Below are 12,640 nucleotides of genomic sequence, written 5' to 3'. Positions count from 1 at the left end.
CAAGAGGCGCCAGCGGTCTGAGGTTGGCGGCATTCTACTGGAATTGAGGAGTGCTATGGATATCACTGAACTGCTGGCGTTCAGCGCCAAACAAGGCGCGTCCGACTTGCACCTGTCGGCAGGCTTGCCACCGATGATTCGCGTCGACGGCGATGTGCGGCGCATCAACCTGCCGGCTCTGGACCACAAGGAGGTGCATGAGCTGATCTACGACATCATGAACGACCTCCAGCGGGTTGACTTCGAGAAGCATCTGGAAACCGACTTTTCCTTCGAAGTCCCCGGCGTGGCGCGTTTTCGGGTTAACGCCTTCAACCAGAACCGTGGTGCAGGCGCCGTATTCCGGACCATCCCATCCAAAGTCCTGAGCATGGACGACCTGGGCATGGGGGAAGTGTTTCGCAAGATTACCGAAGCGCCCCGCGGCCTGGTGCTGGTGACCGGCCCGACCGGTTCCGGCAAGTCCACCACCCTGGCGGCGATGATCGATCACCTGAACAACAATCGCCATCACCACATTCTGACCATCGAAGACCCGATCGAATTCGTCCACGAATCACGCAAATGCCTGATCAATCAGCGCGAAGTCCATCGCGATACCCGCAGTTTCGCCACTGCCTTGCGTTCGGCCCTGCGGGAAGACCCGGATGTGATTCTGGTGGGGGAGATGCGGGATCTGGAGACCATTCGTCTGGCGCTGACCGCTGCCGAGACCGGTCACCTGGTGTTCGGCACGCTGCACACCACGTCGGCGGCGAAAACCATCGACCGGGTGGTGGATGTGTTTCCGGGGGATGAGAAGTCGATGGTGCGTTCGATGTTGTCCGAATCATTGCTGGCAGTGGTGTCGCAGACGCTGGTGAAGAAGATCGGCGGTGGCCGCATCGCGGCGCACGAGATCATGCTGGGGACATCGGCGATCCGTAACCTGATCCGCGAAGACAAGGTCGCGCAGATGTACTCATCGATTCAGACCGGCGGGAATCTGGGGATGCAGACGCTGGATATGTGCTTGAAGGAGTTGGTGACCAAAGGCTTGATCAGTCGCGAGCACGCGCGGGAGAAGGCGCGGTCGCCGGATAATTTCTGAGGGTTGGAATGCTGGACTGTGGCGAGGGAGCTTGCTCCCGCTGGGCTGCGAAGCGGCCCCAAAAAAAGCGAGCGCTACGCACTCGAGCGGGAGCAAGCTCCCTCGCCACAATCACCCGCCTTCAGAATGAGGAGGGCTTTTAAATTTAGCGCTGAACAACCTGCAGAGTGTTCTTCTCTTTCGGCAGAACCCGCTTGGCAACCACGTAGTGGCTTTCCCAGTACGGTTTCTTCAAGGTGTCGATGGTCACCGACTTGCCACGGCGTGGTGCGTGGATGAAGCGGTCGTTGCCCAGGTAGATGGCAACGTGATTGACCCGGCGGCTCTTGATGTTGAAGAAAATCAGGTCGCCCGGCTTCAGATCCTTGCGATCGACTTTCTCGCCATGACCGCTGGCCATGGCATTCGAGGTTCGCGGCAGGTCGAACGTGGCGTCGTTGAACGCGTATTTCACCAGGCCGCTGCAATCGAACCCTTTGCTTGGGCTACTGCCGCCCCAACGGTAAGGTGTACCGAGGACGTTCACGGCGCGGCTCAGCACGTTGCTGCTTTCCTTGCTCGCCATTGGCGGGACAAGGCTGCTTTTGCTGACCAACTGCGGGGCGCGTTTTACGGCTTGTTTGTTTTTGCTCGAAGGAGCAGAAACATGGGATTTGGGGGTGTAACCATTAACGTTAGGAAGACGTTGCTCACGATTGGTGGCGTGGGCGGCCAGTGGCATCAAAAGGCAAATGGTTAGCCATGTCTTGAAAAATGGACGCATTAGGCAAGGCTCATATAGGTTAGCGCGCAACTTTATAACAGCTTTTTTGACCCTTCCGAGGCCGTTGGTCGATTCAAACGGCGGGCAACGGAACCAAATAAGCGTTAAATGGACGCAATTGTCGGACAGAACTCAGTTGCTACAAGGGTTTGACGGAAGACAAGGTAGCACCTGCCATACGTCGGCTACTCGTAAAAAAGTCACAAAGATTTAAAGAATATTTATCTATCGTGTGAATTGAGGTCATCCATGAACACCTATCAACACCCCGTTCCGCATCAGGACACCCACAGCAAAGTGATCGGTTACCTGCTGTGGATTTTCGGTTTTACCGGGGCGCACCGCTTCTATTACGGCAAGCCGGTGACCGGGACGATCTGGTTTTTCACCTTCGGTTTGCTGGGCATTGGCTGGCTGATCGACATCTTCCTGATCCCGGCCATGGACCGTGAAGCGGACCTGCGTTTCACCGCCGGGCCGATCGAATACAACGTTGCGTGGATTCTGCTGACGTTTCTCGGGGTGTTCGGTGTACACCGGATGTATCAGGGGAAGTGGATCAGCGGGTTGCTGTATCTGGTGACGGGCGGGTTGTTCTTTTTGGGGGTTTTGTATGACTTCTGGACGCTGAATGATCAGGTGTCGGTGCGTAACGCGCAGAATCGCGGCACTTTCCAGTAAGCCATCGCTAGCAGGCTAGCTCCCACAGGGGATTTGTGTTGTTCACAGATCCTGTGTGGGAGCTAGCCTGCTAGCGATTGGGACAACTCGGTATCAAGCCTGGTGACTGATCCGCCCATCCACCAAGGTGTAACGCACCACACCCGGCAGGCTATGCCCAATGAACGGGCAATTCTCACCCTTGGACAGCCACGTTTCACCGGCCACGGTCGAAGCCGTCGGGTCAAACAGCACGATATCCGCCGCGCCACCCACCGCCAATTTCCCCGCCGGCAAGCGCAAGGCTTCGGCAGGTCCGGCACTCAGGCGTGCCAGCAGCGTCGGCAGGTCCAGCAAACCATCTTCGACCAACGTCATCGCCAACGGCAGCAGCAGTTCGACACTGCTGATCCCCGGCTCAGTCGCCCCGAACGGCGCCAGTTTGGCATCTCGCTCGTGGGGTTGGTGATGGCTGGAAATGGCCGAGACCACACCGGATTTCACCGCCTCACGCAGGCCATCGCGGTCAGCGCGGGTGCGCAGCGGCGGCTGGACGTGATAGAGGCTGCTGAAATCGATCAGCGCTTCGTCGGTCAGTATCAGCTGATACAACGCGACATCGGCCGTCACCGGCAACCCACGGGCCTGAGCCTGAGCGATCAGGGCCACGCCGCGAGCGCTGGTCAGCTGGCTGAAGTGTGCGCGTACGCCACTTTGCTCGACCAGCAGCAGATCCCGGGCCAATGCCACGGTTTCGGCGGTCTCCGGAATGCCCGGCAAACCGAGGAAACTGGCGGTCGGGCCTTCATGCGCCAAGCCACCTTCGGCCAGATCATGGTCCTGGGAGTTGAAAATTACCGTCAGGTCGAAGGTCGCCGCGTACTCCAGCGCGCGGCACAGCGTGCGGGTGTTGCGGAAGCTTTCCAGACCGTTGCCGAACGCCACGCATCCGGCATCGCGCAACGCAACCAGCTCTGCCAGTTGCTCACCGTCCAGACCCTTGCTCAGCGCGCCGATCGGGAAAACCTTGGTGTTGCCGGCCTCGCGGGCGCGGTCGAGGATCAATTCGGCTACGGCCGAGGTGTCCAGCACCGGTTTGGTTTTCGGCGGGCAACACAGGCTGGTCACACCACCGGCCGCGGCAGCGCGGGTTTCGCTGACGATCGAACCTTTGCGGCTGTAACCCGGCTCGCGCAGGGCGACGTTCAGGTCAACCAGGCCAGGAGCGGCCACCAGGCCTTGAGCTTCAATGGTGTCGACGGCGACGAAACCGGCCGGTGCGGCGCCAATGGCGACGATCTTGCAGGCTTCGATGTGGATATCTGTCACTTGATCCAGCCCGCTGACTGGATCGATCAAGCGGGCGCCGAGAATGCTGAGCTTCACTGGGCGTTCTCCTGCTCGAATTGGCGCTGGGCAGTCTGCCCGCTCATGGCCATGGACAACACGGCCATACGAATCGCGATGCCGTAGGTCACCTGGTTGAGAATCACCGAGTGCGGGCCGTCGGCCACCGCCGACTCGATTTCCACACCGCGGTTGATCGGGCCCGGGTGCATGACGATGCAGTCCGGTTTGGCGCCGGCCAGGCGCGCGGTGGTCAGGCCGAACAGGCGGTAGAACTCGCCTTCGCTCGGCAGCAGGCCGCCGGTCATGCGTTCACGTTGCAGGCGCAGCATGATCACCACGTCGACGTCTTTCAGGCCTTCGGTCATGTCGGTGTAGACCTTCACGCCGTATTGCTCGATGCCGATCGGCAACAGGGTTTTCGGTGCGATGACGCGGATGTCCGGGCAACCGAGGGTTTTCAGCGCCAGCATGTTCGAGCGCGCGACCCGCGAGTGCAGGATGTCGCCGACGATGGCCACCGAGAGGTTTTCGAAGCCACCCTTGTGCCGACGTATCGTCAGCATGTCGAGCATGCCTTGGGTCGGGTGGGCGTGACGGCCGTCGCCGCCGTTGATGATCGCCACTTGCGGGCACACGTGTTCGGCGATGAAGTGCGCGGCGCCGGAATCACCGTGGCGCACGACGAACATGTCGGCGGCCATGGCTTCCAGGTTGCGCAGGGTGTCGAGCAGGGTTTCACCCTTGCTCGCCGACGAGGTGGAGACGTTCAAAGTGATCACGTCCGCCGACAGCCGCTGGGCCGCCAGTTCGAAGGTGGTGCGGGTGCGGGTGGAGTTCTCGAAGAACACGTTGCACACGGTCTTGCCGCGCAGCAACGGGACTTTCTTCACGGCCCGGGCGCCGACTTCGAGGAACGAGTCGGCGGTGTCGAGGATTTCCGTCAGCAGCTCGCGGCGCAAACCGTCGAGCGAGAGGAAGTGGCGCAGCTGGCCCTGATCATTGAGCTGCAGCGGGCGCTTGGTTTCTAGAGGCGTCATCGCGAGGGGGACTCTCAATAGGGCGAATTAAAGGGCGAGGTCTTGCAGTTCGAGCTTGAGTTCCGGGCCGGACAGTTTCACGCGTTCGTGGGCGGCCAGCGACAGGGTCGCGCCAACCACATTCGGGCGGATCGGCAGTTCACCGGCGTCCAGGTCCAGCAGGCACACCAGCGTCACGCTGGCCGGGCGGCCGTAGTCGAACAGTTCATTCAGGGCGGCGCGGATGGTGCGGCCGCTCATCAGCACGTCGTCGATCAGCACCAGGTCCTGGCCTTCGATCTCGAACGGCAGCGCTGAGGGGCGCACTTGCGGGTGCAGGCCGTTCTGGCTGAAATCGTCGCGGTAGAAGGACACGTCCAGCGTGCCGAGCGGCGCATCGCTGCCCAGTTCCTCGAGCAACGCCTGGGCGACCCAGACGCCACCGGTACGAATACCGATGTAGCGCGGTTCGCTGATGCCACGGTGTTCCAGATGTGCCTTGAGACGGATCGCCATCTGGCTGATCAGTTCGGCGGGATTGGGCAGGCTCATGGTTGCTCCTTCTTGGGCCCGGGCCGGGTGGTGCTGGAGGTGGCTCGGGTTGTCGCTATAGAGAGTCGCTTGTTACGGCTCTTCAGGATTCGAACAGTGCAGTGTTTTCGTCGAGCCAGCCTTGCAGCAGCAGGGCGGCGGCGATGGCGTCGACCGGGTTGTCGCGGTAACTGCCTTTTTGCCCGCCACGATCACGCCGTTCGCCCTTGGCTTCGAAGGTGGTCAGGCGTTCATCGTGGGTATAGAAGGGCAGGTTGTAGCGGCCGTTGAGGCGTCGGGCGAACTTTTCGGCGCGCAGGCACATGTCGCTCGGCGTGCCGTCCATGTTCAGCGGCAGGCCGACGACGACGGCGTCGGGTTTCCACTCTTTAATGAGGGCTTCGACCTGGTTCCAGTCGGGCACACCATTTTGTGCCTTCAAGGTGCACAGTTCGCGGGCCTGGCCGGTAATCACCTGGCCGACCGCCACGCCGATCTGTTTGGTGCCGTAGTCGAACCCCAGGATCAGGCGCAGGGCCATCAGGCGTGCCCCGCCTGGCTGGTGAGCAGGCTGAGGTTGACACCGAGGTGTTTGGCCGCCGCTTCGAGGCGCAGTTCGCTGCTGGTGTTGAACAGAATGTCGGCGTCGAACGGGCAGGTGAGCCAGGCGTTTTGCGCCAGTTCGGCTTCAAGCTGCCCGGCTTCCCAGCCGGCATAACCCAGGGTGATCACACTCTTGGCCGGGCCGACGCCATCGGCGATGGCGAACAGCACATCCTGGGACGTGGACAGGGACAGGTCGCCTTCCAGATCAACGGTCGCCTGAAACTTCTTGCCCGACGGATGCAGGACAAAACCGCGATCAGTCTGCACCGGGCCGCCGATGAAAATCGGCACATGCTGGCAGAGGATCGGCGGTTCGATATCGGGGCGCAATTGCTCGAGGATATCGGCCAGGTTCAGGTCTTGCGGCCGGTTGACCACCAGCCCCATGGCACCATTGGCCGTGTGCTCGACGATGTAGGTCAAGGTGTGCGCAAAGTTCGGGTCGGCCATGTGAGGCATGGCGATCAGGAAGTGATGCTTGAGGTAGCTGGGGCTGACGTTCTTCATGAGCGCTAGTGTGGCGTTGGAGGGGCGAACTGACAAGCTGGGGATGCACAGGAAATGCCGCAAATTGAATGCGGCATGACTTACTGTAGGAGCGAGCTTGCTCGCGATGGTCGTCAACGATAACGCTGGTTGTCTGGCGCCCGCGGTGTTCTCCCGTTTATCGCGAGCAAGCTCGCTCCTACAGGGGGATTTGCGGCGTGTCAGTTACTGGAGAGCTTGTCCCCGCGCGCAAACTTCCACGTACGAATGATTTCCAGCCGATCAATATCCGACAAATCCCCGGTAAACGGCGAAAACGGCGCCGCCAGCCTTACGATCCGCTGTGCCGCCTGATCCAGCAGAGGTTGCCCGGACGATTCCAGCACCAGCACTTCATACAGCGAACCGTCCCGATTGATCGAAACCATCAACCGCAAATTGCCGTAGATCTGCTTGCGCCGCGCTTCGTCGGGGTAATTGAGGTTGCCGATGCGCTCGACCTTCTTGCGCCATTCGTCCTTGTACCAGGCGCCCTTGTCTTTCATGGTCGAGGCGGCGCTCAGGCGGTGGATGCGCGGCCGCTTGGCGTACAGCTGTTGTTCGTTGGCCAGTTCCGCTTCCAGGCTGGCGATGTCGCTGGACAGCTGTTCACTGTCGAACGTCGGCGCCGCGACAGCGGGTTTGGTCACGGGCTTGGGTTCTTCGGTCTTGGCTGCGGCTTTTTTCGGTTTTGGTGCGACGGTGGTCACGGCAGCCTTGGGCGGCGCTTCCTGCACTTCAGGCTTGGCGGCCGGTGGTGGCGTGACTTTCTGCACCTTGTTGTCCTGGAACGGCGCGACCTCGGTGGTCTTGGGGATCGCCTTTTTATCCAGGGTGCCGCTGCCTTCCTGATTTTCCTGGGCGAGGAAATCAGCCTTCGTCGGCTTCTTTTCGCTTTTGAAGGTGGCGAGGGTGATTTCCAGGGTTTTGCTGATTTGCTTGGGTTCGACCATCGTGAAGCCGACGCCCAACAGCAAGGCCAGGTGAATCAGCGCCGCGAGAAACAGGGTAAATCCGAGGCGATCGGCCGGGCGCACGCCACGGTGGGCGAGTTCTGCGGGCAGATCGGACGGAAGTGTCATGACAAGAAAACCAACATCGCGTTTTTACGGGCCCGGCATGATAACGCAATGTTGGTTTTTAGCTTCAAGCTTCAAGCAGCAAGCGACAAGCTGCCGGTGCGCGCTTCAAACTTGCGGCTTGAGGCTTGCAACTTGCAGCTTCTTCTCTATGACCTCCATCAGCATCCCGCCGATGTCCGTGCCAAACGCATTATCAATCTCGCGAATGCAGGTCGGGCTGGTGACGTTGATTTCCGTCAGGTGCTCGCCAATCACGTCCAGGCCTACGAACAGCAGGCCTTTCTCGCGCAGGGTCGGGCCGACTTGCGCGGCGATCCAGCGGTCTTTCTCGGTCAGCGGACGGGCTTCGCCACGACCACCGGCCGCGAGGTTGCCACGGGTTTCGCCGGCCGCCGGAATCCGCGCCAGGCAATAATCCACAGGCTCGCCGTCGATCATCAGGATGCGCTTGTCACCATCGACGATGGCGGGCAGGTAACCCTGGATCATGATCTGCTGCTTGCCGTGCAAGGTCAGGGTTTCGAGAATCACCGACAGGTTCGGGTGGCCGGCGGTGTGACGGAAGATCGAAGAACCGCCCATGCCGTCCAGCGGCTTGAGGATCACGTCGCCGTGATGATCGGCGAACTCGCGCAGCACATCCGGGCGACGGCTGACGATGGTCGGCGGCGTGCACTGCGGGAACAGCGTGGCGAACAGTTTCTCGTTGCAGTCACGCAGGCTCTGTGGTTTGTTGACCACCAGCACGCCGGCGCGTTCGGCCTGCTCCAGCAGGTAAGTGGAGTAGACGAATTCCATGTCGAACGGCGGATCCTTGCGCATCAGGATCACGTCCAGATCGCTCAGCAGCGCGTCGGTCTCGGCTTCCAGTTCGAACCATTTTTCCGGGTTGGCGAAGACTTTCAGCGGCCGCATCCGCGCCCGAGCTTCACCTTCGGCCTGATACAAATCGCCCTGTTCCATATAGAACAGTTCCCAGTCGCGCTTCTGTGCGGCCAGCAGCATGGCCAGCGAGCTATCCTTTTTATAGGAGATGCTGGCGATAGGGTCCATGACAATCCCGACGCGAACGCTCATGGGTCATTCCTCAAATTTGGGGGTATGTCGACCTGTAGGAGCGAGCTTGCTCGCGATGGACTTCAAAGCACCGCGGTTATCCAGCGAATACGCGTCATCGTTGACGACCATCGCGAGCAAGCTCGCTCCTACAAAGGACCGTGTAAAAGTGGCGTCAGAGTGGCGCCGAGTGTGTTCCCGGTCAAGGAAAAACCACCGCGCCAGTCCCCCGATAGATTGCATTTGGAGACTGTGCTAAAAAGGCTGCCATATCGTTCTGGCCCTTAAACATCAAGGGTTTCGAGCCTCCGGTTATCGGAAACGGACAAATTGATTCGCAAAGGCGACGGTAGAGCATTTATGGACCAGCATTCCAGCGCCTTGAAGGTCATGGTGATCGACGATTCGAAGACGATTCGCCGCACCGCCGAAACGCTGCTGAAGAACGTGGGGTGTGAGGTCATCACGGCCATCGACGGTTTCGATGCCCTGGCCAAGATTGCCGACAATCATCCCGGCATCATTTTCGTCGACATCATGATGCCGCGTCTGGATGGCTATCAGACCTGCGCCTTGATCAAGAACAACAGTGCGTTCAAGTCCACGCCAGTGATCATGCTGTCGTCCAAGGACGGGCTGTTCGACAAGGCCAAGGGGCGCATCGTCGGTTCCGACCAGTTTTTGACCAAACCTTTCAGCAAGGAAGAACTGCTGAACGCGATCCAGGCCCATGTTCCGGGCTTCGCCGCCGTTTTGCCGCAGTAGGACACGCACAGTGACGCTCGGCCAGCGGGCCCGGCGTCGACAAGAAGAATGGGGAAAACCATGGCACGAATTCTGATCGTCGATGATTCGCCGACTGAAATGTACAAACTGACCGGCATGCTGGAAAAGCACGGTCATGAAGTATTGAAAGCCGAAAACGGCGCCGACGGCGTGGCGCTTGCCCGTCAGGAAAAACCCGACGCCGTGCTGATGGACATCGTCATGCCCGGCCTCAACGGTTTCCAGGCGACCCGCCAACTGACCAAAGACCCGGAAACCGGGCACATTCCGGTGATCATCATCACCACCAAGGATCAGGAAACCGACAAGGTCTGGGGCACGCGCCAGGGCGCCAGGGATTACCTGACCAAGCCGGTCGACGAAGACACCCTGATCAAAACCCTGAACAACGTGCTGGCCGGTTGATCGTCGGGCCATGACCGAGTCGCTGACGGCTTTCGAACTGCTGCTGCAGATCGACCAGCGCTGTCGTCTGCTGGCGGCGGATCTGCCCTCCCAGCCGACCCGGCAGGACAGCTGGAGCGGCATCGGTTTTCGCCTGGGCGAGCACTGGTACGTCGCGCCCATGGGCGAGGTCAGCGAGGTCCTGCACGAACCGCGGTTCACGCAGCTGCCCGGGGTCAAGCCCTGGGTCAAGGGCGTAGCCAACCTGCGCGGGCGCTTGCTGCCGATGATGGATCTGTGCGCCTTCTTTTCAGATAAAGAGCTCGGCCACGAGTTGTCGGCGGTACGCAAACAGCGGCGGGTGCTGGTGGTGGAGCATAACGACGTGTTTGCCGGGTTGATGGTCGATGAGGTTTTCGGCCTTCAGCACTTTGCCCAGGACAGCCTGGAGCCGGTAGAGGCGTTGAATGGCCCGATTGCACCGTTCATCAAAGGCCGGTTTCGGCGTGAGCAGAATTGGCAGGTGTTCAGCCCGTTTGCGTTGGCGCAGTCACAAAGCTTTATGCACGTAGCGCTGTAACCCCGGATCCCTTGTGGGAGCGAGCCTGCTCGCGATTGAACGATAACGCGGTGTTCCTGAGGCACCGCGGCGCCTGAATCGCGAGCAGGCTCGCTCCCACAGGAGACCTTCAGTGGGCTTTAGGGTGTTGGTTAACAGGCGAGGACCGATGATAAAAGCAAAAACAGGCAAGCCAGAAGGGTCGCGCAGCCGGTCGCAGATCATCGCGCTGTTCATCGCGTTGATTGTTTTCATCATGCTGCTGTTCGCCAACTTCGCTTACCTCAATACTCAAGCCACGTACGATAAACAGTACATCGGCCACGCCGGCGAGCTGCGCGTGCTGTCCCAGCGTATTGCCAAGAACGCCACCGAAGCCGCAGCCGGCAAGGCTGCCGCGTTCAAGTTGCTCAGCGATGCGCGCAACGATTTCGCCCAGCGCTGGGGTTATCTGAAGAAAGGCGACCCTTCCACCGGCCTGCCGCCAGCCCCGTCCACGGTGCGCCCGGAAATGCGCGCCGTGCAACTGGACTGGGAACGCCTGCTGAAAAACGCCGACGCCATTCTATCCAGCGAACAGACGGTTTTGTCGCTGCATCAAGTCGCCGCCACCCTCGCCGAAACCGTGCCGCAATTGCAGATCGAGTACGAAAAAGTCGTCGAAATCCTTCTGCAACGGGGTGCGCCGGCCGCTCAGGTCGCGATGGCCCAGCGTCAGTCGCTGCTGGCCGAACGTATCCTCGGCGCGGTGAACACGGTGTTGTCGGGTGACGAAAGTTCGCAACAGGCCGCTGACGCATTCGGTCGCGACGCTGCGCGATTCGGCCAGGTGCTCACCGGCATGCTCCAGGGCAATCCGGCACTGAAAGTCAGCCAGGTCGAAGACCGCGATGCCCGCGCCCGCTTGGTCGAGATTTCCGAGCTGTTCGAATTCGTCTCCGGTTCGGTGGATGAAATTCTCGAAACGTCGCCAGAACTGTTCAAGGTTCGCGAATCGGCAAGCAATATTTTCACTCTGTCGCAAACCCTGCTCGACGAAGCTTCCCACTTGGCCACCGGGTTCGAAAACCTCGCGGGCGGGCGCAACACCGACACCATTGGCGGCTACGTGCTGGGTCTGGCGGCGCTGATGTCGATCATCCTCATTGGCCTGGTGATGGTCCGCGAAACCAATCGCCAGTTGCGCGAAACCGCTGAAAAGAACGAACGCAACCAGAACGCGATCATGCGCCTGCTCGACGAAATTGAAGACCTGGCGGACGGCGACCTGACCGTGACGGCGTCGGTGACCGAAGATTTCACCGGGACCATTGCCGATTCGATCAACTATTCCGTGGATCAGCTACGCGATCTGGTGGCAACGATCAACCTCACCGCCGGCCAGGTCGCTGCCGCCGTGCAGGAAACCCAGGCCACCGCCATGCACCTGGCGCAGGCCTCGGAACATCAGGCACAACAGATCAGCGAAGCCTCCACCGCGATCAACGACATGGCGCAGTCCATCGATCAGGTCTCGGCCAACGCCGCCGAATCTTCGGCAGTCGCCGAGCGCTCCGTGGAAATTGCCAACAAAGGCAATGAAGTGGTGCACAACACCATCCACGGCATGGACAATATTCGCGAGCAGATTCAGGACACGGCCAAACGCATCAAGCGCCTGGGTGAGTCTTCGCAGGAAATCGGCGACATTGTCAGCCTCATTGATGACATTGCCGACCAGACCAACATCCTCGCGCTCAACGCGGCAATCCAGGCCTCCATGGCCGGTGACGCCGGGCGCGGTTTTGCGGTGGTGGCCGATGAAGTCCAACGGCTGGCCGAACGCTCGTCCGCCGCGACCCGGCAGATCGAAACCCTGGTGCGGGCGATTCAGGCCGACACCAACGAAGCGGTCATTTCCATGGAGCAGACCACCACCGAGGTAGTGCGTGGCGCGCGTCTGGCGCAGGATGCCGGTGTGGCCCTGGAAGAAATCGAAGGCGTATCGAAAATCCTCGCGGCGCTGATCCAGAGCATCTCCAACGCCGCCCAGCAGCAGACGTCTTCGGCCGGGCAGATTTCCCTGACGATGAACGTGATCCAGCAGATCACCACGCAAACGTCGTCCGGCTCCACGGCCACGGCGGAAAGCATCGGCAACCTGGCGAAAATGGCCAGCCAGTTGCGGCGCTCGGTGTCCGGTTTCACCTTGCCGGCCGCCAAGGCGCAAACTGTGGATAAAGTGTGAAGTGC

At 60.5% G+C, this 12,640-nt stretch carries 14 protein-coding genes; 6 read left to right on the top strand and 8 right to left on the bottom strand.

Features of this window, described 5'->3' with window-relative positions; translation table 11 throughout:
- Positions 1-55 precede the first annotated feature (55 nt).
- Complete coding sequence (locus ACA066_RS27270) at positions 56-1,090, top strand: type IV pilus twitching motility protein PilT (RefSeq protein WP_497697337.1); 1,035 nt, start codon at positions 56-58, stop codon at positions 1,088-1,090.
- Positions 1,091-1,235: 145 nt separating this feature from the next.
- Here ACA066_RS27270 and ACA066_RS27265 read toward each other — a convergent pair whose 3' ends face one another.
- Positions 1,236-1,853 (bottom strand): C40 family peptidase, encoded by a 618-nt coding sequence (locus ACA066_RS27265; RefSeq protein ID WP_497697336.1) that lies wholly within the window; start codon positions 1,851-1,853, stop codon positions 1,236-1,238.
- A gap of 249 nt (positions 1,854-2,102) precedes the next feature.
- On the opposite strand from ACA066_RS27265, the gene ACA066_RS27260 reads away from it, so the two are divergent.
- The gene (locus ACA066_RS27260) at positions 2,103-2,534 is read left to right on the top strand and encodes an NINE protein (RefSeq protein WP_017341271.1); all 432 of its coding nucleotides are present in this window, start codon (positions 2,103-2,105) and stop codon (positions 2,532-2,534) included.
- 93 nt (positions 2,535-2,627) lie between these two features.
- On the opposite strand, the gene ACA066_RS27255 is transcribed toward ACA066_RS27260, so the two are convergent.
- From ACA066_RS27255 to gshB, 7 genes are all read right to left on the bottom strand, one after another.
- Positions 2,628-3,899, bottom strand: a complete 1,272-nt coding sequence (locus ACA066_RS27255; protein ID WP_497697335.1) for a dihydroorotase — start codon at positions 3,897-3,899, stop codon at positions 2,628-2,630.
- Positions 3,896-4,900: an aspartate carbamoyltransferase catalytic subunit gene (locus tag ACA066_RS27250; RefSeq protein WP_007897943.1), complete on the bottom strand. Its 1,005-nt coding sequence runs from the start codon at positions 4,898-4,900 to the stop codon at positions 3,896-3,898. The genes ACA066_RS27255 and ACA066_RS27250 overlap by 4 nt, the downstream gene beginning before the upstream one ends.
- Before the next feature lie 27 nt (positions 4,901-4,927).
- The gene (gene pyrR, locus ACA066_RS27245) at positions 4,928-5,431 is read right to left on the bottom strand and encodes a bifunctional pyr operon transcriptional regulator/uracil phosphoribosyltransferase PyrR (RefSeq protein ID WP_497697334.1); all 504 of its coding nucleotides are present in this window, start codon (positions 5,429-5,431) and stop codon (positions 4,928-4,930) included.
- 82 nt (positions 5,432-5,513) lie between these two features.
- Positions 5,514-5,951: a Holliday junction resolvase RuvX gene (gene ruvX / locus ACA066_RS27240; RefSeq protein WP_003195067.1), complete on the bottom strand. Its 438-nt coding sequence runs from the start codon at positions 5,949-5,951 to the stop codon at positions 5,514-5,516.
- Positions 5,951-6,523, bottom strand: coding sequence for a YqgE/AlgH family protein (locus ACA066_RS27235; protein WP_497697333.1), 573 nt, complete (start codon positions 6,521-6,523; stop codon positions 5,951-5,953). The genes ruvX and ACA066_RS27235 overlap by 1 nt, the downstream gene beginning before the upstream one ends.
- Positions 6,524-6,723: 200 nt before the next feature.
- The gene (locus ACA066_RS27230; RefSeq protein WP_497697332.1) at positions 6,724-7,623 is read right to left on the bottom strand and encodes an energy transducer TonB; all 900 of its coding nucleotides are present in this window, start codon (positions 7,621-7,623) and stop codon (positions 6,724-6,726) included.
- 105 nt (positions 7,624-7,728) lie between these two features.
- Positions 7,729-8,700, bottom strand: a complete 972-nt coding sequence (gshB, locus tag ACA066_RS27225) for a glutathione synthase (protein WP_497697331.1) — start codon at positions 8,698-8,700, stop codon at positions 7,729-7,731.
- Between the two features lie 339 nt (positions 8,701-9,039).
- Between gshB and pilG the strand changes: the two genes are divergently transcribed.
- From pilG to ACA066_RS27205, 4 genes are all read left to right on the top strand, one after another.
- Positions 9,040-9,444 (top strand): twitching motility response regulator PilG, encoded by a 405-nt coding sequence (gene pilG / locus ACA066_RS27220; protein WP_027926573.1) that lies wholly within the window; start codon positions 9,040-9,042, stop codon positions 9,442-9,444.
- 60 nt (positions 9,445-9,504) lie between these two features.
- Positions 9,505-9,870 (top strand): twitching motility response regulator PilH, encoded by a 366-nt coding sequence (gene pilH / locus ACA066_RS27215; protein WP_007987790.1) that lies wholly within the window; start codon positions 9,505-9,507, stop codon positions 9,868-9,870.
- A 10-nt stretch (positions 9,871-9,880) separates the two neighbouring features.
- Positions 9,881-10,429: a chemotaxis protein CheW gene (locus ACA066_RS27210; protein ID WP_497697330.1), complete on the top strand. Its 549-nt coding sequence runs from the start codon at positions 9,881-9,883 to the stop codon at positions 10,427-10,429.
- Positions 10,430-10,577: 148 nt separating this feature from the next.
- On the top strand, positions 10,578-12,635 hold the full coding sequence (locus tag ACA066_RS27205; RefSeq protein ID WP_497697329.1) for a methyl-accepting chemotaxis protein: 2,058 nt from the start codon (positions 10,578-10,580) through the stop codon (positions 12,633-12,635).
- Positions 12,636-12,640: the final 5 nt, after the last annotated feature.

It is taken from the genome of Pseudomonas sp. LBUM1651, assembly GCF_059716135.1.
Note: the sequence above shows the minus strand (reverse complement) of the source record. Positions and strands in the feature narration are given on the sequence as shown.

Coding starts and splice junctions, on each gene's coding strand:
- ACA066_RS27210 (WP_497697330.1), top strand. CDS start 9,881: ATGACCGAGTCGCTGACGGCTTTCGAACTGCTGCTGCAGATCGACCAG.
- ACA066_RS27230 (WP_497697332.1), bottom strand. CDS start 7,623: ATGACACTTCCGTCCGATCTGCCCGCAGAACTCGCCCACCGTGGCGTG.
- ruvX (WP_003195067.1), bottom strand. CDS start 5,951: ATGGCCCTGCGCCTGATCCTGGGGTTCGACTACGGCACCAAACAGATC.
- ACA066_RS27270 (WP_497697337.1), top strand. CDS start 56: ATGGATATCACTGAACTGCTGGCGTTCAGCGCCAAACAAGGCGCGTCC.
- ACA066_RS27250 (WP_007897943.1), bottom strand. CDS start 4,900: ATGACGCCTCTAGAAACCAAGCGCCCGCTGCAGCTCAATGATCAGGGC.
- ACA066_RS27265 (WP_497697336.1), bottom strand. CDS start 1,853: ATGCGTCCATTTTTCAAGACATGGCTAACCATTTGCCTTTTGATGCCA.
- gshB (WP_497697331.1), bottom strand. CDS start 8,700: ATGAGCGTTCGCGTCGGGATTGTCATGGACCCTATCGCCAGCATCTCC.
- ACA066_RS27205 (WP_497697329.1), top strand. CDS start 10,578: ATGATAAAAGCAAAAACAGGCAAGCCAGAAGGGTCGCGCAGCCGGTCG.
- pyrR (WP_497697334.1), bottom strand. CDS start 5,431: ATGAGCCTGCCCAATCCCGCCGAACTGATCAGCCAGATGGCGATCCGT.
- pilH (WP_007987790.1), top strand. CDS start 9,505: ATGGCACGAATTCTGATCGTCGATGATTCGCCGACTGAAATGTACAAA.
- pilG (WP_027926573.1), top strand. CDS start 9,040: ATGGACCAGCATTCCAGCGCCTTGAAGGTCATGGTGATCGACGATTCG.
- ACA066_RS27260 (WP_017341271.1), top strand. CDS start 2,103: ATGAACACCTATCAACACCCCGTTCCGCATCAGGACACCCACAGCAAA.
- ACA066_RS27235 (WP_497697333.1), bottom strand. CDS start 6,523: ATGAAGAACGTCAGCCCCAGCTACCTCAAGCATCACTTCCTGATCGCC.